This window comes from Nocardia sp. NPDC050378, from assembly GCF_040655675.1.
Classification (GTDB): Bacteria; Actinomycetota; Actinomycetes; order Mycobacteriales; family Mycobacteriaceae; genus Nocardia; species Nocardia coubleae.
Genome location: NZ_JBFAKI010000017.1, coordinates 88,671 through 109,159 on the forward strand (window position 1 = coordinate 88,671; position 20,489 = coordinate 109,159).

General features: G+C 67.4%; 20 protein-coding genes. 5 read left to right on the forward strand and 15 right to left on the reverse strand.

Annotated features, from left to right (window positions below; translation table 11 throughout):
- Positions 1-3: 3 nt before the first annotated feature.
- The 12 genes from AB0I35_RS27215 to AB0I35_RS27270 form a co-directional block, all read right to left on the reverse strand.
- A complete protein-coding gene (locus tag AB0I35_RS27215; protein ID WP_357399175.1) occupies positions 4-492 on the reverse strand; it encodes a h domain protein in 489 nt (162 codons plus the stop codon).
- Entirely contained in the window at positions 489-1,313 is an 825-nt protein-coding gene (locus tag AB0I35_RS27220; protein ID WP_357399177.1) for a hypothetical protein, read from the reverse strand. The genes AB0I35_RS27215 and AB0I35_RS27220 overlap by 4 nt, the downstream gene beginning before the upstream one ends.
- Positions 1,310-2,713: an MlaD family protein gene (locus AB0I35_RS27225; protein WP_357399178.1), complete on the reverse strand. Its 1,404-nt coding sequence runs from the start codon at positions 2,711-2,713 to the stop codon at positions 1,310-1,312. Before AB0I35_RS27225 ends, AB0I35_RS27220 begins: the two co-directional genes overlap by 4 nt.
- The gene (locus tag AB0I35_RS27230) at positions 2,710-3,930 is read right to left on the reverse strand and encodes an MCE family protein (protein ID WP_357399180.1); all 1,221 of its coding nucleotides are present in this window, start codon (positions 3,928-3,930) and stop codon (positions 2,710-2,712) included. Before AB0I35_RS27230 ends, AB0I35_RS27225 begins: the two co-directional genes overlap by 4 nt.
- Positions 3,927-5,189 (reverse strand): MCE family protein, encoded by a 1,263-nt coding sequence (locus AB0I35_RS27235; protein ID WP_357399181.1) that lies wholly within the window; start codon positions 5,187-5,189, stop codon positions 3,927-3,929. The genes AB0I35_RS27230 and AB0I35_RS27235 overlap by 4 nt, the downstream gene beginning before the upstream one ends.
- A complete protein-coding gene (locus tag AB0I35_RS27240; RefSeq protein ID WP_357399182.1) occupies positions 5,186-6,253 on the reverse strand; it encodes an MCE family protein in 1,068 nt (355 codons plus the stop codon). The genes AB0I35_RS27235 and AB0I35_RS27240 overlap by 4 nt, the downstream gene beginning before the upstream one ends.
- On the reverse strand, positions 6,246-7,274 hold the full coding sequence (locus AB0I35_RS27245; protein ID WP_357399184.1) for an MCE family protein: 1,029 nt from the start codon (positions 7,272-7,274) through the stop codon (positions 6,246-6,248). Before AB0I35_RS27245 ends, AB0I35_RS27240 begins: the two co-directional genes overlap by 8 nt.
- The gene (locus tag AB0I35_RS27250; protein ID WP_357399185.1) at positions 7,271-8,470 is read right to left on the reverse strand and encodes an MCE family protein; all 1,200 of its coding nucleotides are present in this window, start codon (positions 8,468-8,470) and stop codon (positions 7,271-7,273) included. Before AB0I35_RS27250 ends, AB0I35_RS27245 begins: the two co-directional genes overlap by 4 nt.
- Positions 8,471-8,474: 4 nt before the next feature.
- Positions 8,475-9,326, reverse strand: a complete 852-nt coding sequence (locus AB0I35_RS27255) for an ABC transporter permease (protein WP_067492284.1) — start codon at positions 9,324-9,326, stop codon at positions 8,475-8,477.
- 4 nt (positions 9,327-9,330) lie between these two features.
- The gene (locus AB0I35_RS27260; RefSeq protein ID WP_067492283.1) at positions 9,331-10,095 is read right to left on the reverse strand and encodes an ABC transporter permease; all 765 of its coding nucleotides are present in this window, start codon (positions 10,093-10,095) and stop codon (positions 9,331-9,333) included.
- Between the two features lie 310 nt (positions 10,096-10,405).
- Positions 10,406-11,308: a 3-oxoacyl-ACP reductase gene (locus AB0I35_RS27265; protein ID WP_357399187.1), complete on the reverse strand. Its 903-nt coding sequence runs from the start codon at positions 11,306-11,308 to the stop codon at positions 10,406-10,408.
- Between the two features lie 43 nt (positions 11,309-11,351).
- On the reverse strand, positions 11,352-11,540 hold the full coding sequence (locus tag AB0I35_RS27270; protein WP_357399188.1) for a ferredoxin: 189 nt from the start codon (positions 11,538-11,540) through the stop codon (positions 11,352-11,354).
- Between the two features lie 157 nt (positions 11,541-11,697).
- On the opposite strand from AB0I35_RS27270, the gene AB0I35_RS27275 reads away from it, so the two are divergent.
- Positions 11,698-12,891: an acyl-CoA dehydrogenase family protein gene (locus tag AB0I35_RS27275; protein ID WP_357399189.1), complete on the forward strand. Its 1,194-nt coding sequence runs from the start codon at positions 11,698-11,700 to the stop codon at positions 12,889-12,891.
- Positions 12,892-12,914: 23 nt separating this feature from the next.
- A complete protein-coding gene (locus AB0I35_RS27280; protein ID WP_357399190.1) occupies positions 12,915-14,138 on the forward strand; it encodes an acyl-CoA dehydrogenase family protein in 1,224 nt (407 codons plus the stop codon).
- Between the two features lie 192 nt (positions 14,139-14,330).
- Here the strand turns inward: AB0I35_RS27280 and AB0I35_RS27285 are convergent, their stop codons facing one another.
- Complete coding sequence (locus tag AB0I35_RS27285; RefSeq protein WP_357399191.1) at positions 14,331-14,903, reverse strand: TetR family transcriptional regulator; 573 nt, start codon at positions 14,901-14,903, stop codon at positions 14,331-14,333.
- Between the two features lie 99 nt (positions 14,904-15,002).
- On the opposite strand from AB0I35_RS27285, the gene AB0I35_RS27290 reads away from it, so the two are divergent.
- Positions 15,003-16,181: an FAD-dependent monooxygenase gene (locus tag AB0I35_RS27290; RefSeq protein WP_357399193.1), complete on the forward strand. Its 1,179-nt coding sequence runs from the start codon at positions 15,003-15,005 to the stop codon at positions 16,179-16,181.
- Positions 16,182-16,329: 148 nt separating this feature from the next.
- Here AB0I35_RS27290 and AB0I35_RS27295 read toward each other — a convergent pair whose 3' ends face one another.
- Entirely contained in the window at positions 16,330-17,973 is a 1,644-nt protein-coding gene (locus AB0I35_RS27295) for an acyl-CoA synthetase (RefSeq protein ID WP_357399194.1), read from the reverse strand.
- A gap of 60 nt (positions 17,974-18,033) precedes the next feature.
- Between AB0I35_RS27295 and AB0I35_RS27300 the strand changes: the two genes are divergently transcribed.
- A complete protein-coding gene (locus AB0I35_RS27300) occupies positions 18,034-18,816 on the forward strand; it encodes a crotonase/enoyl-CoA hydratase family protein (RefSeq protein ID WP_357399196.1) in 783 nt (260 codons plus the stop codon).
- A gap of 52 nt (positions 18,817-18,868) precedes the next feature.
- On the opposite strand, the gene AB0I35_RS27305 is transcribed toward AB0I35_RS27300, so the two are convergent.
- Complete coding sequence (locus AB0I35_RS27305) at positions 18,869-19,285, reverse strand: VOC family protein (protein WP_357399197.1); 417 nt, start codon at positions 19,283-19,285, stop codon at positions 18,869-18,871.
- Between the two features lie 150 nt (positions 19,286-19,435).
- On the opposite strand from AB0I35_RS27305, the gene AB0I35_RS27310 reads away from it, so the two are divergent.
- Positions 19,436-20,434 (forward strand): sigma-70 family RNA polymerase sigma factor, encoded by a 999-nt coding sequence (locus tag AB0I35_RS27310; protein ID WP_357399198.1) that lies wholly within the window; start codon positions 19,436-19,438, stop codon positions 20,432-20,434.
- The last annotated feature ends 55 nt before the right edge of the window (positions 20,435-20,489 follow it).

The window sequence follows — 20,489 nt, forward strand, 5'->3', positions numbered from 1 at the left end:
GACTCAGACCGGCGTGACCTGGGAAACCAGCCAGCGATCGCCGGTCTTGTCCAGCGAGACCCGGACGCGGCTGCCCGAGGCGGTGCCCTGCGGCGTGTCCTTGCTCGTGGTCACCTGATTCAGGTACAGCAGCACCACCGCGTGCTCGGGTTCGGCGGAGATCACGCCTTCGGCCTGCGTTGTCGCCTTGACGGTGAGCTGCTTCTCCTTGGCGCCGGGCGCGATGGCTTCCTCGATGAGCCGCAGGTAGTCGTTGCGGAACGACTCGCTCAGGCCGTCAGCCGCCTTCGGCAGCTCGGTGTCGACGGTGCCGTGTTCATAGCTGAACATGGCGCTCACCGTGCGGCTCGCCGTGCTCATCGCCTCGCCGCGGGCCTGCTCGGTGCGGTCGTGCTGCCACAGCTGATAGCTGCTGATGCCGAGGACGGCGGCGGCGAGCAGGCCGAAAACAGCGAGGACACCGAAAATGATCTGTGCGCTTGTGCGACTCATCCCACGAACTCCACTTTCGACACGGTCATGCCCGTCTCACCGTTGGTCACCGTGATCCGGAATCGGTACTGACGCGATTGGGGTTCGGGCGAGCCGTTGTTGGTCACCGTCTGTTTCGCGGCGACGAGCACCTGGGCGGACTCGAGGTCGGCCGAGACGACGGCCGATTCGACAACGCTGCCGTTGGACACCACGTTGGCCTGCTTGACGACATCCATGAACGGGTCGACTCGACCGTCGAACTCGGACTTGAAGTCGCCCGATGCCACGGCGAGGATGCGGTCGATGTCTTCCTTGGCGGATTCGGCGCGGATGGTCGTCAGGTTCAGCACGGCCTGACGTGCGGTCTCGGTGTACTCCGCGCGCAGGTCCTCTTCGGCGTCGGTCATGAACGCGGCGACAGCGGCGGCCCCCGCGCCGACCATGAGCGCGAGCACGAGGACGGCCGCGGCCGCGACGGCGAGGAGGCGACGCACGCGCGACTTCTTCTCCTCGTCGCGAACGTTGTGCACCGTCGCGTCCTCGGACTGCGCGATGCCGTCGGTGAACTTCACGGTCGGAGCGGACGAATCGACGGCGTCCTTGTCGACCTTCGCGGTCGAGGCGGCGGGCTCGACGGCGTCCTTGCCGAACTTCACTGTGGGTGCGGCGGCGCCCTCGGCGAACTTCACCGTGTCCGTCGACCTGGCGGCAACCTCAGCGGCTGGTGATGCGGATTCGCTCTTACTCACGGCCACCGTCACGGCCGCCGTCTCCTCGACCGGAGGCCCGGCCGAGCGTGCGGCCCGGCGACGCGGGCGGCGGTTGTCGTTGTCGTTCATCGTTGCTGCTCCTCCAACATCGCCTGCCAGCTGGCCGGAACGGTGCCCGAACCATCGGTGGCGATGTCACCTTGGCGGTAGGTGCGTCCGTCTGTTCCCAGGTACGTACCCGTCGACGGATCATAGGGGCGCGCTGCGGCGGGCGTCACAGCGCCCGTCGATGCGCCTGCCGGTGCGGACGCCGGAGCGACCGGCTCGACCGGACCGAACGGCGGGTTGTTGCCTTCCGGCACGAACCCGGTCCGGCACAGTTCGGGAGTGGGGGCACGGCGGCCGGGGAACTCCATGCACGGGGTGTTGCGGATGCCGCGAACCGCGATGGGCGAGTCCTGCGGGACCTTGCAGTACAGCCCGGGCGGGGTGTCCATGGGCGTCAGGTCGCTCGGCTCCCGCCACTGCTCCGCGGGCAGGAAGCCGGTGGTGCAGGCGGGCGGGTCGTTGAGCACGGTCATGAAGTCGACCATCACGCCGTACTTGGCCGGGCCACGGATGGCGGTGCGCAGCGCCGCGATCAACGGCGGGAACACGACCATGAGTTGTTCCACGCTGGCGTGGTACGTCACGCCGACCTGCCCGAGACTCACCAGGTTGCGCGCCAGCAGCGGCAGGGTGGGGCGCAGGTCCTGGAACTGCTTGTTCACCGTCTCCATCGCGGAAGGCGCATTGTTGAAAAGGTTTCGCAGCGTCGGGTCGCTTTCCCGGAGCTGATCGGTGATCGTGGCGAGATCGTTTGTCCAGGAACGGATATCGGCTTCGGACTCGATCTGGGTGTCGAGCAGCGGGCCGATCTGGTCGAGCAGCTTCTTGGTCGGTTCGATATCGGTCTCGGCCTGCTGGATGAGCAGCGCCGCGGAGTCGATGAACCGTTGCAGGTCGGGCCCGGCGCCGTTGAACGCCAGGAACGCCTCGTCGATCACCTGACGCAGACGGGTGTCGGCCACGGTGGCGAGGAGTTTGTCGGCCTGGTCGAGCATCGCGCCGACGTCCTGCGGCAGGTGGGTGCGCTGCACCGGGATCACCGAGCCGTCGCGCAGGTGCCCGTCGGCAGGCTGTTCGCTCGGCACGAGGTCGACGTACTGCTCACCGATGGCCGAGACGCTGCGCACCCACGCGCTCGAATCGGCGGGCACCTTGTAGTCGCTGTCGATCGACAGGTCGGCGTCGACGCCCGCGGGTGTGAGCCGCACCGCCTCCACCTTGCCGATGTTCTGGCCTCGATAGGACACATTGGCGGTCGGGTAGAGCCCGCCGGTGGCGGCCAGCTGCACGGTCACCGCGTACCGGCCGATGCCGAACATCGCCGGCACCTGCAGGTAGGTGCCGCCCATGACGACCAGACCGACCACGGTGAGCACCGCGAAGATCGCGAGCTGGGCTCGCACGAACCGGGTGAGTTTCATCGACCCGCCCCTTCCTGGCCGGGCAGCGGCGCGGTGATACCGGGGATGGCGGGCAGACCGGGAATCGACGGCAACCCCGGAACAGCGGGAGCGGGAGCCGGCGCGGGGGCGAGCGGTGTGGTGGCCGGGTCACCGGCATCCGTCGCGGTCGACGGCGCGAACGAGCCGACTACCCCCTCGACACCGCCGAAGCGGCCGCCGAGCGGGGTACCGGTGAGCCAGTTGCTGTCGAGGCGGCTGCCGGTCAGGTCGAAGGTGATGAACAGATTCAGGTAGTCGCCCATGATCGCGTTGTCGATGTTGCGGATCGGGAACGGGAACGTCGGCAGGATGCCGAGGGCCTGGACCAGATTGGTTCCGGTGTCGGCCAGCGTCTGCAGCACGGGGCCGAGGCTGCGCAGGTTGGCCACCAGGTCGTCGCCGCTGGTCTTGATCAGCCGCTCGCTCACGTCGCCGAGCTCACCCAGCGCCGTGATCGCCCTGGTGATGTTCGCCGACCGGTCGGCCAGGGCGGTGAGCGCGGGATGGATCTGCTCGATCGCCTGGGCGATCACATCACGCTGACCGGCCAGCTGCACCGACAGCCGATCCAGTCCCTCCATCGCGGCGATGATGCTGCCGGTCTGGCGCTGCAGCCCGGTGGTCAGTTCGTTGAGCTGCGGGAGCAGGTCGGCGATCTCGTCCTCGCGGCCGTTGACCATCGCGTTCAGTTCGGTGGTGATGGTCTCGAGCTGCGCGATACCGCCGCCGTTGAGCACCACCGACAGCGAAGACAGCACCTGCTCGGTGGTCGGGAAGGCACCGGCCCGCTCGAGCGGGATGACATCGCCGCCCCGCAACTGACCGGTCGGCGGTTCGCTTGTCGGCGCGGCCAACTCGACGTGGTTGCTGCCGAGCAGACTGGTCTGGCCGATCTTGGCGACCGCGTTGGCGGGCAGGCGCACATCGGGGTTGAGCGAGACCGTCACCAGCGCGTGCCAGCCCTCGACCTCGATCCCGGTGACATTGCCGACCTCGATGTCGTGCACCCGCACCGGCGAATTCCGGGTCAGCGTCGTGACATTGGGCATCTGGATGCGCACCGTGTAGGAGCCGTCCATGCGCCCCTCGGAGCCGGGCATGGGCAGGGAGTTGAGCCCGTCGAACTGACAACCGGTGGTGCCGAGTGCCACGGCGACGCCGACGGCCAGCCCGGCGAGTGCGCGTTGCCGCCTCATCGCTGGCCTCCTGGAATAGCAAGCCCGGCAAGACCTTCGGGCACGGTGATCGGCGCGGCGCCGGGGGGCTGGTTCTGTTCGACCGCACCGGCCAGAGCCGGGTCGCTGTATTCCAGCTGCTCGGGGAAGGCGGTGACGCCGCTGGCCGGGTTGGTCATGATCGGCACGTAGTTCATGGCGAGCGAACTGATCACCGGCGCGAGGAATTCCGCGCACAGATCTGCGGACTTGTCCGAGTTGTTGTGCTCGATGGCCCGGATCGAACCGCACAGGAAGCTGAGCGGATTGGCAGTGTTGTTCAGTGCGACAGCACCGGTGAGCGAGCCCTGAGCCGGTTTGTAGAGCTGGTAGAAGTTCACCATCGCCGTGGGACCGGAATGCAGCACCCGTTCGATCTCGGGCCGATTGTCCACCAGGGTCTGGGTGACGTCGGCGAGCCGCTGCACGCCCTCGGTCAGCTCACCACCGGTGCCCTCGAGGAACCGCTTCACATCGGCCAGTGCCACATCGAGACTGTCGAGACCGGCGCCGAGTTCTTCCGACGCACCGGCCAGCACCGACGACACCGACGCGAGCCGGCCGCTGAACTGCACGATCTGCTCATTGCTCGCCGAGAGCACCTCGACGAACTTCTGCAGGTTGCGGATGGTGGCGAACAGGTCGGTTCGCCCGTCGGACAGGGTGGTCAGGGTCGCCGACAGTTCCCGCAGGGTGTCGCGGAACTTCTGGCCGTTGCCGTCGAGGTTCTGGGCCGCGGTGTCGACGAAGCGGCCGAAGGAGCCCTGCTTGTCGTCACCGACCGGACCGAGCGCCGCCGACAGTTTGGTCAGCTCGGCCTTGATCTCGTCCCACTCCACCGGCACCGCGGTGCGCTCGAGCGGAATCCGCGCTCCGTCGGCCAGTTTCGGGCCACCGCTGTAGGCGGGGGCGAGCTGCACGAAGCGGGCCGAGACCAACGACGGCGCGATGATGACCGCGCGGGCGTCGGCGGGCAGATCGATATCGCTGTCGATGCTCATCGTCACCGTGACCTGACCTCGGCCCGGTTCGATGGAGTCGATGCTGCCGACGGTGACACCGAGTACGCGCACTTCGTCGCCCGCGTACAGGCCGGTGGTCGAGGTGAACGAGGCGGTCACGGTGTTCTTTCCGACGCCGGTCGCGAGGTAGACGCCGACCGCGACCAGCGCCGCGATCACCACCACCGCCACCGCGATCGTCCAGCGCGGCAACCCGCGCACCTGCTGGGTGAAGCTCATCGCGGGGGATCCTCCTCGGCGGGAGCGATGTACGGCGCCCTCGGGTGGGTGAAGATGTCGATCACGTCCTGTGGCAGTTGTTCCGGCCAGACCAGCGCGTCGACGAGCGGGCGGAGTTCGACACTGCTCGCGTTCACCACATACGCGTTGAACCAGGGTCCGTTGCCGACCTGCTCACCGAGCGCGGCGGCGTAGGGGCCGAGGCCGTCGAGTGCGTCGTTGAGGTTCTGTTTGTTGCGCTGGAGCAGGGCCAGCACCGAATTCAGGCGGTCGAGGGTGGGCCGCATCTGCGGCTCGTTGTCGGCTACCAGGCCCGAAAGTTGTCTGGCCACATCGTCGATGTACACGACGAGCTGGTTGATCGCGGCCCGGCGGTTGTCGAGTTCGCCGAGCAGGGCGTTGCCGTCGATGAGCAGCGTGTTGAGCTGGGTGCTGCGGTCGGCCAGGATCTTGGTGACGTTCTGTGCCCTGGCCAGCAGGTCGGTCAGCGCCTGGTCGCGGGTGTTGATGCTGCGCGAGAGCGCGGTGATGCCGTCGAGCGCGTTGCGCAACGGACCCGGTGTGTCGGCGAAGGCCGCCGACAGGGTGTCGAGGGTTTGGTCGACCTGCTCCAGGTCGAGGTCACGTACCGTCCCGCCGAGATCGCTCAGCGCTTCGTTGAGCGAGTAGGGCGAGGTGGTTCGCTCGAGGGGAATGGTGTCGCGCACGCCGATGGCACCGGGCCCGTCCGGCACCACGTCCAGCGATTTACGGCCGAGCACCGTGTTGGTCTTGATCGCGGCGGTTGTCTTCTCCCCCAAGACGATCGACTCGTCCAGGTCGAACCTCACCAGCACTTTGTCGCCGTCGAGGCTCACCTGCCGCACCTCGCCGGAGCGCACCCCGGCCACATGCACCGGGTCGCCCGGGACCAAGCCGCCCGCGTCGAGGAAGTTCGCGGTGAAGGTCGCACCCGATCGGATGAAGGGCAGGTCGGTGAATTGCAAGGTCGCGAGCGAGATCGTCAGCGCCAGCACCACGCCGACGATGCCGATCGTCGCGGCCGACGACTTGTTCTCATTCATTGGGCTTGCACCTTCCGGTCACCTGCAGAGCCGGCATGTGAACTTCCATCGGCTGGCCGTCGGGACCCGTGACCAAGAAATTGGTCCCGCAGATGTACAGCTGCAGGAAGGAACCGTAGGACCCGATCCGGATGAGCTTCTTGTAGGTGTCCGGCAGCTTGTCGAGCACCCACTGGATGTGGTCGGAGCCCTCGTCCAGATTGGTGGCCAGGCGCCCGGTGTGCTCGATGGTGGAACGCAGATCGGGACGGGCCTGCACCAGCAGATCGTTGACCTCCTTCGTCGCGCCGGCGATCCGCGGCAACGCGTTGCCGATCGGATCGCGCTCCGCCGACAGGTCGCTGACCAGGCGTTGCAGTTCGTCGATGGTGGTGGCGAAGTGGTCGCCGCGCTCGCTGACCGTGGCGAGCACGGTGTTCAGGTTGTCGATCACGCTGCCGATCAGCGCGTCGCGGTCGGCCAGGGTCTTGGCGAACCCGCCGCCACTGTTGAGCAGCGACACGAGCGTTCCGCCCTGCCCCTGGAAGATCTGCAGCAGCGCCTCGGTGAGATCGTTGACCTGTGCCGGGTCGAGCCCACGCAGCAGCGGCTTGAACCCGCCGAGCAGCAGGTCGAGGTCGAGGGCGGGCTGGGTTTGCTCGAGGCCGATGGTGTCGCCGTCGGAAAGCCTGCGCGCCGAACCCGGCCCCTCCAGCAGTTCCAGATACCGGTCGCCGACCAGGTTCTCGTACTTGATCGCCGCCCGGGTGCTGGCCAGGACCGCGTACTTGGTGTCGACATCGAACTCGACGTGCGCGAGGTTGTCGTCGCCGACCTCCACCGAGGTCACCGAACCCACCGGCACACCGGCGATGCGCACCTTGGCGCCGGGCACCATGCCCGAGGAGCTGGTGAACACCGCGCGATAGCCGTTCTCGCTGGAGAACCGCGCCTGGCTCAAAACGATTGCCAGACCGGCGAACACCAGCGTCATCACCACGGTGAAGATCGCCAGTTTGATCGTCGTCGCTGTGTTCTTCACCGTGTCACTCCCGGCATTCCGTCGAGCAGCAGCTGGAACACCCTTGGCATGCCGTGGAATTCGTGACGCGTGGTCGGTGCGTACGGCGCGCCTTCGCTGGTGTCGGTCACCAGGTAGTTCGAGTGGCTGTCGGGCACGCGGTCGAGTACGCCCGCACAGCGCGGGCCACCGGTGGCATTCACCTTGGGCAGGTCGTCGGGGTAGCTGTAGGGCTTGGCTCCGAGCATGAAGCTCGCGTTCATGCCGACACCGGGCAGCAAACCACCCATCATGTCCTCGGCGATCGGGATCAGGGTGCCGAGTCCGTTGACCACACAGCTCACCGATTCGCGGTAGTCGTACAGCAGCGCGGTGGAAGGACGCAGCAGGTCGAGTGCGGTCACCAGGTCGTTCTCGTTCTCCCGCAGGACAGTTCCGGCCGTATCGGACAGGCCGATCACATTCACCAGCACGTTGTCGAGCTGGCCCTGCATCTCGGTGATGGTCTGCGCGGTGCCCGTCGAGTTGTCGACCGTGCGCAACAGCGGATCGGCGACATCGGCGTAGATCCCGGTCACCTGCGCGGTCTTGTCCAGGTCCGTCTGTAGCGTCGGCAGGTACGGATTCAGCTCGCGCAGATAGCGATCCGAGCGGACGAGCAGATCGCCGAACTTGTCGCCGCGCCCTTCGAGCGCGGTGCCGAGCGCGGTCAGGGTCGCGTTCAGCTTCTCGGGTTCCACCTGGGCGAGCACATCGGACAGGTGCTGGAACAGGGTGTTGAACTCGACGGTCACCGAGCTCGCCGAGACGGTACTGCCCGGCGCCAGCGACTTCGCCGAAGGCTGTTCGGGCACAATGAAATTGACGTATTTGGCGCCGAACACCGTGGTCGAGCGGATGTCGACCCCGGCATTGTCGGGCACGAGCTTCAGCTGGTCGGGGTCCAGTTCCAACCGCAGGGTCGCACCGTCGGCGGCCAGGTCGATGTCGGCGACCCGGCCGATCTCGACGCCGCGCACCTTCACCTTGGCGTCGGGGTCGAGGACCAGGCCCGAGCGTGGCGCGTCGACCAGCACCACGGCGGTGTTGGTGAACGCGCCCTGGAACAGCGCGATCGCGAAGGCCGCGCCCGCGACGAGTACACCGACGAGGGCGAGGGCCGCGAGCTTGCGCCCGAGCCCGCCCTGCAGTGCGGCAACGATCCGTGAGGTGTCCATACCGCTATCCCGAGAGGTGGAAGTTGCCGGAGGTGCCGTAGATGGCCAGCGAGATCAGCAGCGTCACCGTGACGACCGCGACCAGCGAGGCCCGCACCGCATTGCCGACCGCCACACCGACGCCGACCGGACCGCCCGCGGCATGGAAGCCGTAGTAGGTGTGGATCAGCATCACGGCCAGGGCCATCACCATCGCCTGCGCGAACGACCACAGGATGTCGCTGGGGATGAGGAAGGTCGAGAAGTAGTGGTCGTAGACGCCCGCCGACTGCCCGTAGATCACCACGGTGGCGAAGCGGCTGGCGATGAACGAGGCGATCACCGCCAGGGCGTAGAGCGGCACGATCGCGATCATGCCCGCCAGCACCCGGGTTCCGACCAGGAACGGCACCGGCCGGATCGCCATCGATTCCAGCGCGTCGATCTCCTCGGCCACGCGCATGGCTCCGAGCTGGGCGGTCGCGCCCGCGCCGATGGTCGCGGCCAGGCCGATACCGGAGATCACCGGCGCCGCGATGCGCACATTGATGAAGGCGGCGAAGAAGCCGGTGAGCGCCTCGACGCCGATATTGCCGAGCGAGCTGTAACCCTGCACCGCGATGGTGCCGCCCGCCATCAGCGTCAGGAAGCCGACGATCACCACGGTGCCGCCGATCACCGCGAGTGCGCCGCTGCCCATGCTGATCTCGGCGATGAGTCGGATGGTCTCGGTGCGGTAGTGCACCAGCGCGCGCGGCACCGAGCCGAGTGCCTTGACGAAGAAGATCGCCTTGTCACCGAGAGAGTCCAGCGCTTTGGACGCCCGCTCGTAACGACGGACCGCCCGCGGGAATTTTGAACGAACTACGAAGGCCATGTGTTCACCGCACCGTGAATTTCAGGCCGATCGCGGTGACGACGACATTCACCACGAACAGCGCCATGAAGGCGAACACCACGGTCTGGTTCACGGCGTCGCCCACACTCTTGGGCCCGCCTTTCACCTGCAGCCCGAGATAACAGGCGACCATTCCGGCGATGAGCCCGAACAGACCCGCCTTGATTTCGGAGATGATCAGCTCGGGCAGATTGGTGAGCAGCGGAATGCCGTTGACGAAAGCACCGGGATTCACGCCTTGCAGAAACACCGAGAACGCGAAGCCACCGACGATGCCGACCGTGCACACCAGGCTGTTGAGCATCAGCGCCACGAACATCGAGGCGAGCACGCGTGGCACGACCAGCCGGCTCACCGGGTCGATGCCGAGCACCTTCATCGCGTCGATCTCCTCGCGAATGGTGCGGGCGCCGAGGTCGGCGCAGATCGCTGTCGCGCCCGCTCCGGCCACGATCAGCACCGTGACGATCGGGCCGACCTGCGTGACGGCGCCGAAGGCGGCGGCCGCCCCGCTGAGGTCGGCGGCACCGATCTCGCGCAACAGGATGTTGAGGGTGAAGACGACGAGCACGGTGAACGGGATCGCCACCAGCAGCGTCGGCAGGATGGAGACGCGGGCGACGAACCAGGACTGGTCGACGAACTCACGCCATTGGAACGGCCTGCGGAAGGCGGCTCGTGCCACTTCCGCGCCGAGTTCGAAGAATCCGCCGACTGCCCGCAACGGGACAGCAAGGAGGTCGTTCACCGGCAATCCTCCTCGTTAGACGGGCGGACCATGGCGTCCGCGTTTCCGTACTTCACCGCCACCCCGATCTGAAGACTGCCCAAAGACTAGAACACGTTCTCACGAATGTCTGCGATTTCCGGAGACTTGTACCAGGAGTTTTTCCCGGAAAATGCCATCCGAACTGAAACGACTCCTGACCGCTTCACCCAGACCTCCTGTGAGACACCACACACGCCGACGTCCATGTCTACCAATACCTGGACCGGCGTACAACAGATCTGCGGCGAGCCGGGACGGCGACTTTCCGCCCGGCCAACATCCGGCAACCTCAGCCGAGATCGCGCAGCGCTCGTGCCGAGAAAGTGTGCTCGGCCGGGCGGCCGGCGAAGTACTGCCGCAGGGTCGAGGCGAGATCGTCCTCGGCCCACTGCTCGCCCGCGGCGTCGAAGCGCTGCTCGACCGTCGGGGGCGCCATCAGCGCGACCATCGGGCCGTAGACCACGAAGACCTGCCCGTTCACCTCGTCGGCCGCGGGTGAGGCCAGGTAGGCGACCAGTTTCGCGACATGTTCGGGAGCGAGCGGGTCGACCTGACCCTCGGGCGCGTCGGCGAAAACAGCCTCGGTCATGGCCGTGCGCGCCCGCGGGCAGATCGCGTTGGCCCGCACGCCGTAGCGCGACAAACCGCGCGCCGCCGAAAGGGTGAGCGCCGTGATGCCCGCCTTGGCCGCACCGTAGTTCGCCTGGCCTTCCGGACCGAGCAGACCGGCCTCGGAGGAGGTGTTGATCAACCGCCCGTACACCGGTTCGCCCGCCGCTTTGGCGGCCGTTCGCCAATACGAGCAAGCATTGCGCGACAAAAGAAAATGGCCGCGCAGATGAACAGCGAGCACCGCGTCCCAGTCTTCGTCGGACATGTTGAACAGCATGCGATCGCGCGTAATACCCGCATTGTTGACAACGATATCGAGGCCCCCGAGCGATTCCCGCGCGGTGGCGACGAGCGCGTCGGCAGTGGCGCGTTCGGCGATACTTCCACCGACGAATTCCGCTTTTCCGCCGAGTTCGCGTATCGCGGCGATCGTTTCGGCGGCCGCGTCCTCGGTGAGGTCGTTGACGACCACCGCCGCGCCTGCCGAGGCCAGCGCGAGCGCCTCGGCCCGGCCGAGACCCGCGCCCGCACCGGTCACGATGGCGACCCGGCCCTCCAGTGAAGTCTGCATCACACTCATCGGGCCGACTTTAGAACGTGTTTCACCATCCGACAAGAGGCGATCACGCCAATCTCAGCGCGGCCTTCGGGCACTGCGCCACCGCCTCCTCCGCATCGGCGACGCGGTCGGCGGCGATATCGCCCTCGGCGACGGTCAGCTGATCGTCTTCATCGAGTTCGAACATGTCAGGGGCGATTCCGACGCAGACGCCGTTCGCTTCGCAGCGGTCGAAATCGACGATGATCTTCATGGGATCTTCCTTCCAGACGGTCTCGGCGAGAGTAACCCGGATGGCATACCTCGCGCGGCGGAACCGGCACCGATTCACTGTCAATACTGGAACATGTTCCAGTTGCTGTGCAATGATCGGCTCACCGAAGCTGGAGTTCGACACCGAGGTGGGAAGCATGCGCGTCGCGTACACGCCGCAGCAGGAAGAATTGCGCGCCGAGCTGCGCGCGTATTTCGCCGGGCTCATGACACCGGAGCGCAAGAAGGCGCTGAGCCTGCAGACCGGGGAGTACGGCGAGGGCGACGTATACCGCGAGGTGGTGCGTCAGATGGGCCGCGACGGCTGGCTCACCCTGAGCTGGCCCAAGGAGTACGGCGGCCAGGACCGGACCACCATGGATCAGCTGATCTTCGTCGAAGAGGCCGCCATCGCGGGCGCGCCTGTCCCGTTCCTCACGCTCAACTCGGTGGCCCCAACTATCATGCAGTACGGCACCGAGGAGCAGAAGAAGTTCTTCCTGCCCCGCATCGCCGCCGGTGAGCTGCACTTCGCGATCGGCTATTCCGAGCCGGGCGCGGGAACCGACCTGGCCTCGCTGCGCACCGCCGCGGTGCGCGACGGCGACGACTTCGTCATCAACGGCCAGAAGATGTGGACCAGCCTCATCGCCTACGCCGACTACATCTGGCTGGCCGTGCGCACCGACCCCACTGCCAAGAAGCACAAGGGGATCAGCATGTTCATCGTGCCGACCTCCGCCGAAGGCTTCTCCTGGACGCCGGTGCACACCATGGCCGGTCCCGACACCAGCGCCACCTACTACCAGGATGTTCGCGTTCCCGCGTCGTCGATGGTCGGCCCGGAGAACGGTGGCTGGTCGCTCATCACCAACCAGCTCAACCACGAGCGGGTGGCGCTCACCTCGGCCGGGCCGCTGTCGCTCGCGGTGGCGCAGACGACCGCGTGGGCCCGCGACACCCTGTTGCCCGACGGTTCGCGCGTGATCGACCAGGAATGGGCGCGGCTGAATCTGGCCCGCGTGCATGCCAAGGTCGAATATCTGAAGCTGCTGAACTGGGAGATCGCCAGCCGCGCCGACCAGGGCGGCGAGGCCGCACCGCGCCCGTGGGATGCCTCGGCGTGCAAGGTGTACGGCACCGAACTGGCCACCGAGGCCTACCGGCTGCTGATGGAAGTGGTCGGCGCCGATGCCTACCTGCGCCAGGACTCCCCCGGTGCGGTGCTGCTCGGCAGGCTGGAGCGGATGCACCGCGCCGCCCTGATCCTCACCTTCGGCGGCGGCACCAACGAGGTGCAGCGCGACATCATCGCCATGACCGCCCTGCGCCAGCCCGCCGCCGCCCGCTGAACCACGAAAGCCGGTACACCGCCATGGATTTCACCCCCACCGAAGCCCAGACCGACCTCGCCCGTCTCACCGGCGAGGTCTGCGCCAAACTCGTCACCGCCGATCGGCTGCGTGAGCTCGACACACCGGGCCGCTTCGACGAGCAACTCTGGAAGGCGCTCGCCGAAACCGGTGTGCTCGCGGCCGCGCTGCCGGAAGCACTGGGCGGCAGCGATTTCGGTGAGCTCGAGCAGACCGCCGTGTTGGGTGAGCTCGGGCGGGCTGTCGCCGCCGTGCCGTACCTGTGGTCGGTCGTGCTCGGTGCGGGCGCGCTCGCGCGGTTCGGCGACGAGGGTCAGCGGGGGCTGGCACAGCGCGCGGGCGCGGGTGAATCGGTTTTGACGGCGGCTCTGTCGTCCTCGCTGCAGGATCCGATCGGTGCACCGGGGATCACGGCGACTCCCGCCGCCCCCCACAGCTCCACCCCTGCGGCCGATCCGGCGGATGGTTCCGCCGCGACCACCGGCGGTTCGGCCGACGATTCGACCAGCGGCGCTTCGGCCTCGGCCGGCCAGGGCTCCGCGTGGACTCTGACAGGTGTCGCGACAACGGTCCCGTACGCAGACCGGGCGGAGCGAATCCTGGTGCCCGCGTCGATTTCCGGTGATGCGTCGGCGCGCGGTACGGGTACCGTGGCGGTCTTCCTCGTCGACCCGGCGGATGCCGTTGTCACGCCCCAGCAGGTCGTCGACCTGTCCCCCGAATTCCTCGTGGAGTTCGACGGCACCCCGGCCGAACTGCTCGGCACCGTGGAAACCGGCGCCGACATCCTCACCTGGCTGCGTGAGCGCGCCTGGCTCGGTCTCTCGGCCCTGCAGCTCGGCACCCTGGAACGGGCACTCGAGATCACCGCCGAGCACACCCGCACCCGCGAACAGTTCGGCAAGGCCATCGGCTCCTTCCAGTCGGTGGCCCAGCGCCTGGCCGACGCCTACATCGACATCGGCGGCCTCCGCCTGACCGTCACCCAGGCGGCCTGGCGCCTGTCCGAGGGGCTGCCCGCCACCGAGTCCGTGCACATCGCCAAGTTCTGGGCAGCAGAAGCGGGCCACAAGGTCGCCCACACCGTCGTCCACGTCCACGGCGGCCTCGGCATCGACCGCGACCACATCACCCACAACTACTTCACCGCCGCCAAACACCACGAATTCGCCCTCGGCGGCGCCACCCCCCACCTCCTCGCCCTCGGCTCGCGACTGGCGGGGTAAGCGACGCCCACCGCGCGCCACGTTGCGAGCCGAGGGCTCAGCTCGCCGCTCGCCCGCAACGCGCTCGTCAGCGGCGAGCACCACGACTTCGAGGCCGCCGCAGCCATTTTCGAGCACTCGTGATCGAGCACTAGTCACGCATCACCCGACGGTTGCGCATACCGATGCCGACCAGGGCTGTCGTCAGCCGACTCATAAGGTCAAGTAACGCTGCAAGGTCGGCGCGATGTCGGTGACGATCTGGGTCGGAGCGAGAGCCACCACCGGCGGTAGGCGCAGGATGTAGCGGCACAGGGCCAGGCCCAAGAGCTGGGTGACGATCATTCCGGCCCGGCGTGGGGCGTCGGCCGGATCCCCGAAGCGCAGGACCGCGGGGAGGACCTGGGCGGCGAAGATTTCGCGGACTCGCTCGGCTACCGCGTCGTCGGTGATCGAGGTGCGCAGCAGGATCAGCAGGACCGTGTTGTCGTTGTCCTCCCAGATGGTGAGGAAGCGGCGGATCAATTGCTCTCCCAATGTGTTCGGGTCGGCGGCACCGAGGTCGGGGAGGTCGAGGTCGATCTGGGCCGCGGCGGCGAAGAGGCCGTCCTTGGAGCCGAAGTAGCGCATCACCATCGATGGATCGATGTCGGCGTCGGCGGCGATGGCGCGGATGGTGGCCTTGGCGTAGCCGTCGGCGGCGAAGCGTGCGCGGGCAGCGGCGAGGATGGCCGCGCGGGTGGCATCGGAGCGCCGGACCGGCTGCTCTTGCTGTGCGGATGACATGCCAACGATTGTAGGCCAACAACTGTTGACTTCCCAGCGGCACCGGGTCTACCGTTATGCCTACAAGCGTTGGCAAACACTCGTTGACCAGGAGTCGAAATGGCCGCCATCACCCTTCCCGCAACCACTTCCGTCGTCATCGTCGGCGCGGGTCCCGCCGGCCTCACCACCGCGATCGTGCTCGCCGAAGCGGGCGTCGATCACGTGCTCATCGACCGTCTCGCCGAGGGCGCCAACACTTCTCGCGCCGCCGTGGTGCACGCCAGGACACTCGAGGTGCTCGACGAGCTCGGTATCGCCGACGAACTGGTCGGGCTCGGCATCGAGGTGCCGACCTTCAAGGTGCACGACGGCCCGAAGACCCTGGCCACCATCGAATTCGGCGGCCTGCCGACCGCGTTCCCCTACACGTTGATGGTTCCCCAGGATGTCACCGAGCGCGTCCTGCTCGACCGGCTCCACAAGGCGGGCGGCCGGGTACACCGCCCGATCACGGTGACCGCGATAGGCAACGAAAAGAATTCCGCCACCGTCGAATACGTGAACGCCGACGGCACACCGGGCAGCATCGCGGCCGACTACGTGGTCGGCACCGACGGCATGCACAGCGTGGTCCGCGAACAGGCGGGCATCGGCTTCAGCGGCGACACCTACCCCGCGTCGTTCGTCCTGGCCGACGTCCGGATGACCTGGCCGTCGCCACGCAGCGAAGTCTCCCTGCACCTTTCACCCGAAGGCGTCACCGTCGTCGCCCCGCTCCCCGACGCGGACGGCGAGCGCTACCGCGTGGTCGCCACCGTGGACGAGGCACCCGAGCACCCCACGCGCGAGGACATCCAGGCCGTCCTCGACACCCGCGGCCCGGCAGGCGCGGTCCGCGTGGACGAGGTCCTGTGGAGCTCACGCTTCCGCGTGCACCACCGCGTCGCCGACCGGTATCGCGCCGGCCGCGTTCTCCTCGCGGGCGACGCCGCCCACGTCCACAGCCCCGCAGGCGGCCAGGGCATGAACACCGGCATCCAGGACGCCGCCCTGCTCGGCACCCTGCTCGCGAAAGTGGCGGCGGGCGAGCCGGATTCCCTGCTCGACACCTACGAAACGACCCGCAGGCCCATCGCGACCGAAGTCGTCGCCTTCACCGATCGCATGACGAAAATGGCCACCCTCAGCTCCTCCCCCGCCCGCACCCTCCGCAACACCGCCATGCGCGTCCTCACCCGGATCCCCGCCGTCCGCACCAGACTCGCCTACCAACTCGCCGAACTCCGCGCCCGCTGAGTCGGTCACCACGCTCTGGTGGCGGCAAAGCCCGAGAGGCCACCGCCACCAGAGCGTGGTGATCACATGTCCGGCGGTGGCGAAGCCCGGTAGACGCGAATCGGCCCGCTCAGCGAGATGCTGGGCGGGCCGATTCGATGGTGTCACCTCAGGAGGCGCCTGCGTCGGCGTGCTCATCGGCGGGACGGGCGTCGGTCTGCTCCTTGGCCCAGCGGTAATCGGGCTTACCGGCGGGTGAGCGCTTGATCTCGTCGACGAACCACAGGCTGCGTGGCTGCTTGTAGGAGGCGATCTCCTGGGTGAGCAGCGGCCTCAGCTCGGTGAGGGTGGGGCGCTTGTCACCGCGACACTGGACCACAGCACACACCCGCTGACCCCACCGCTCGTCCTCCACACCCACGACGAGCGCGTCGAAGATCTCGGGGTGAGCCTTGAGCGCGCCCTCCACCTCTTCGGGGTAGATCTTCTCGCCACCGCTGTTGATGCTCACCGAACCACGGCCGAGCATGGTGACGGTGCCGTCCTCCTCGACGCGCGCGTAGTCGCCGGGGATGGCGTAGCGAATCCCGTTGTACTCCTTGAAGGTCGCGGCCGACTTCGCTTCGTCCTTGTAGTAGCCGAGCGGGATGTGGCCGCTGCGCGCGAGCATGCCGACGACGCCGGAACCGGGCTCCACCGGTTTGCCGTCCTCATCGAGGACCTGGGTGGCGGTGTCGATCTTCACCCGCGGACCACCGGTGTGGGTGGCGCCCTTGGTTACCAGCGCCAGACCGCCGAAGCCCGTCTCCGAGGAACCGATGGAGTCGGAGATCATCCGGTTGGGCAGCACCTCGAGGAACTTGTCCTTGAGCGAGGGCGAGAACAGCGCCGCGCTGCTGGCGAGCACGTACAGCGTCGAGAGGTCGTAGGGCGCACCGGTTTCCGGGTTGCCCTCGGCGAGCGCGTCGAGCATCGGGCGCGCCATCGCGTCACCGGTGATGAAGAGCAGGTTCACGCCGTGCTTGTCGACGGCCTGCCAGACACCGTGCCCGCTGAACTCCGGGATCATCACGGCCTTGCCGCCACCGAACAGGCTGTGGAAGGTGGCCCACTGCGAACCGCCGTGGATCATCGGCGGGATCGGGTAGCGCACCATCTGCGGATTGGCGGCGCCGACCTTGGCCAGCTCCCACTCGTCCTTGACGTATTCGCCGGTCACGAAGTTGATGCCCGCGCCGAGCACCCGCCACACGTCCTCGTGGCGCCACATGACGCCCTTGGGCAGGCCGGTGGTTCCGCCGGTGTAGAGCATGTAGATGTCGTCGGGCGAGCGTTCGCCGAAGTCGCGCTCGCCGGACGAATCGGCAAGGGCCGCCTCGTATTCCACCGTTCCCGGTGCGGTCGGGGTGTCGGTGCCGTCCTCGACGACGATCACCGTCTTCAGGGCGGGCACCTTGTCGCGCACCGCGGCCACCCGGTCGGTGTAGCGGCGCTCGTGGATCAGGGCGACCATGTCCGAGTTGTCGAAGATGTGTAGTAACTCGTTCTCGACGTAGCGGAAGTTGACGTTGATCATCACCGCCCGCGCCTTGAAGACGGCGACCATCGCTTCGACGGCCTCCACGGTGTTCCGGCTGTAGATTCCGACTTTGTCGCCGGGACGCACACCCTGTTCCAGCAGGTAGTGGGCCAGTTTATTGGCCCGCTCCTCCAGTTCGGCGTAGGTCGACTCACGATGTTCGCCGACCAGCACGATCCGGTCGGGCATCAGGTCGACGGCGTGTTCGACGAGATCGGCTATGTTGTAGCTCACAAAGACAAAAATAGAACGTGTTACTGTTTCTGACAAGGCTGAACGTCAGGAGACATCGAAATGGCCCACTGTCTGGTCGAGAAGCGAGACCACGTCCTCATCGTCACCATGAACCGTCCGGAGGCGCGCAACGCCCTGTCCGGCGAGATGATGGCGATCATGCGCGACGCCTGGGACCAGGTGGACAGCGATCCCGACATCCGTGTCGCGATCTTGACCGGCGCGGGCGGGGCCTTCTGCGCGGGGATGGACCTGAAGGCGATGAGTTCGTCGCATCCGGGCGACACCGCCGCGGGCGGCGGCTGGGACCCGGCCTATCTCCCCGCCCTGCTGAAGGGGCGGCGGCTGAGCAAGCCGCTGATCGCCGCGGTCGAGGGCCCGGCCATCGCCGGTGGCACCGAGATCCTGCAGGGCACCGACCTGCGCGTGGCCGGGGAAAGCGCCAAGTTCGGCGTCTCCGAGGCCCGCTGGGGCCTGTTCCCGCTCGGCGGTTCCGCCGTGCGCCTGGCCCGCCAGATCCCGTACACCGTGGCCGCCGATCTGCTGCTGACCGGCCGGCACATCACCGCCACCGAGGCCAAGGAGATCGGCCTGATCGGCCACGTGGTCCCCGACGGCACCGCCCTCGACAAGGCCCTCGCACTGGCAGGCCAGATCGCCGACAACGGCCCCCTCGCCGTCCAGGCGATGCTGCGCACCCTGCGCGAAACCGAGGCCATGCCGGAGAACGAGGCGTTCCCCATCGAGGCGAAGATCGGCATCGAGGTCTTCAAATCGGCCGACGCCAAGGAAGGCCCCCGAGCCTTCGCCGAAAAGCGCAAGCCGAACTTCACCGGCTCCTGACACGCCACAGGGCGCCGGGACATGTGCCCGGCGCCCTGTTCGGCAACGGTGCTTACGCCCCGGGGTAGTTCATGAAGAAGGGCTCCCACTGGTGGCCGTCCGGGTCGATGAAGGTGCGGCCGTGCATGCCTACCTGTGCCTCTTCGGCACGCTTGTCGTCGTTGACTTCCTCGCGAGCGCCCGCGGCGACGGCGGCGTCGGTGAGGGCGTCGACCTCTTCGGCGCTCCCGAGCGACAGGGCGTAAGCCGCGGCGACCTGGGTGCCGGTGTCGGCGATGGGGCGCTTGCTGAAGGTGGTGAAGAAGTCCTTGGTCAGCAGCATGAGGCAGATGTTGTCGTCGACGACGATGCAGGCCGCGTTCTGGTCGGTGAAGTCCTCGTTGACCTTCCAGCCGAGCGCCTCGTAGAACCCCTTGGAGCGGTCGAGGTCGGCGACGGGGAGGTTGATGAAGATCATCTTGCTGCTCATGGTTTCAGCCTTTCGGAGCGTCGTTGCGGTCTCGTTCATGTAGACGCTGTGACGCGTGGGGATTCATCGCCGAACCGGAGAATTCGCGAAATCTCGATAGTCCGATTCGTCCCCTGTCGGCTGTCGGACCCCTATGGCATGGTGAAAACCATGACGGACGCCACAACCGCAACCACCGGACCGGACCCCGAGGTCCTCGCCGAATTCGAAACCCACCGGCGCGAGTTGTGCGCGTACGCCTACCGCATGCTCGGCTCCTCCTTCGAGGCCGAGGACGCGGTGCAGGAGACGTTCACGCGCGCCTGGCGCTCCTACGATTCCTTCGAGGGCCGGGCGAGCCTTCGCTCGTGGCTCTACAAGATCGCCACCAACATCTGTCTCGACATGCTCGATCGCCCGCAGAGCCGAGCCAGACCGATGGATCTGAACGGCCCGGGCCGCCCGGATTCGCCGCTGCCGATGCCGCAGCCGGATTATGTGTGGATCGAGCCGATCCCCAACGCGCTCGCCTTCGGCGCCGACCCGGCCGAGCACGCCTCCACCAAGGACACCTTGCGCCTGGCGTTCGTGGCCGCGTGTCAGCATCTGCCCGCCACCCAGCGCGCGATCCTGATCATGCGCGAGGTGCTGCGCTTCTCGGCGAGCGAGACCGCCGAGGCACTGATGATGTCGCCCGCGTCGGTGAACAGCGCGCTGCAACGCGCCCGCTCCACGATGTCGAAGGTGCAGCCCACGGTCACCGACGGTTTCGACGAGTCGGACCCCGATCAGCGCAAACTCGTCGACGATTTCGTCAAAGCCTTCGAGGCCTACGATATGGACACGCTCACCACGCTGCTGAAAGCCGATGTGGCGCTGTCGATGCCGCCCTTCGACCTCTGGATCTCCGGTCCGGAGAACGTGGCGGCGTTCATGCTCGGCACCGGAAGTGCCTGCCGCGATTCGCGGATGGTTCCGTTGGAGGGCGCCAACGGCCTGCCCGCGTTCGGCCATTACAAGCCGAGCGAGGAGCCCGGCGTCTGGGTGCCGTGGTCGATCACGGTGCTCGAACTCGAGGGCGACACCATCGCCGGCCTCAACTTCTTCCTCGACACCCAGCGCCTGTTCCCGCTGTTCGGCCTGCCGCCCGAGTGGCGCGAAGCCGCCTGACCGCCCGGTTTCGGCCCGTCCCTGGCGATGGACTGACCGAAGGGTGCGACGAAGG

Bases quoted from the DNA above. Each gene is read 5' to 3' on its own strand.
- AB0I35_RS27225 (WP_357399178.1), bottom strand. From the start codon at position 2,713: ATGAAACTCACCCGGTTCGTGCGAGCCCAGCTCGCGATCTTCGCGGTG.
- AB0I35_RS27265 (WP_357399187.1), bottom strand. From the start codon at position 11,308: ATGAGTGTGATGCAGACTTCACTGGAGGGCCGGGTCGCCATCGTGACC.
- AB0I35_RS27310 (WP_357399198.1), top strand. From the start codon at position 19,436: ATGACGGACGCCACAACCGCAACCACCGGACCGGACCCCGAGGTCCTC.
- AB0I35_RS27235 (WP_357399181.1), bottom strand. From the start codon at position 5,189: ATGAGCTTCACCCAGCAGGTGCGCGGGTTGCCGCGCTGGACGATCGCG.
- AB0I35_RS27215 (WP_357399175.1), bottom strand. From the start codon at position 492: ATGAGTCGCACAAGCGCACAGATCATTTTCGGTGTCCTCGCTGTTTTC.
- AB0I35_RS27305 (WP_357399197.1), bottom strand. From the start codon at position 19,285: ATGAGCAGCAAGATGATCTTCATCAACCTCCCCGTCGCCGACCTCGAC.
- AB0I35_RS27250 (WP_357399185.1), bottom strand. From the start codon at position 8,470: ATGGACACCTCACGGATCGTTGCCGCACTGCAGGGCGGGCTCGGGCGC.
- AB0I35_RS27290 (WP_357399193.1), top strand. From the start codon at position 15,003: ATGGCCGCCATCACCCTTCCCGCAACCACTTCCGTCGTCATCGTCGGC.
- AB0I35_RS27270 (WP_357399188.1), bottom strand. From the start codon at position 11,540: ATGAAGATCATCGTCGATTTCGACCGCTGCGAAGCGAACGGCGTCTGC.
- AB0I35_RS27240 (WP_357399182.1), bottom strand. From the start codon at position 6,253: ATGAATGAGAACAAGTCGTCGGCCGCGACGATCGGCATCGTCGGCGTG.
- AB0I35_RS27275 (WP_357399189.1), top strand. From the start codon at position 11,698: ATGCGCGTCGCGTACACGCCGCAGCAGGAAGAATTGCGCGCCGAGCTG.
- AB0I35_RS27230 (WP_357399180.1), bottom strand. From the start codon at position 3,930: ATGAGGCGGCAACGCGCACTCGCCGGGCTGGCCGTCGGCGTCGCCGTG.
- AB0I35_RS27255 (WP_067492284.1), bottom strand. From the start codon at position 9,326: ATGGCCTTCGTAGTTCGTTCAAAATTCCCGCGGGCGGTCCGTCGTTAC.
- AB0I35_RS27280 (WP_357399190.1), top strand. From the start codon at position 12,915: ATGGATTTCACCCCCACCGAAGCCCAGACCGACCTCGCCCGTCTCACC.
- AB0I35_RS27285 (WP_357399191.1), bottom strand. From the start codon at position 14,903: ATGTCATCCGCACAGCAAGAGCAGCCGGTCCGGCGCTCCGATGCCACC.
- AB0I35_RS27300 (WP_357399196.1), top strand. From the start codon at position 18,034: ATGGCCCACTGTCTGGTCGAGAAGCGAGACCACGTCCTCATCGTCACC.
- AB0I35_RS27220 (WP_357399177.1), bottom strand. From the start codon at position 1,313: ATGAACGACAACGACAACCGCCGCCCGCGTCGCCGGGCCGCACGCTCG.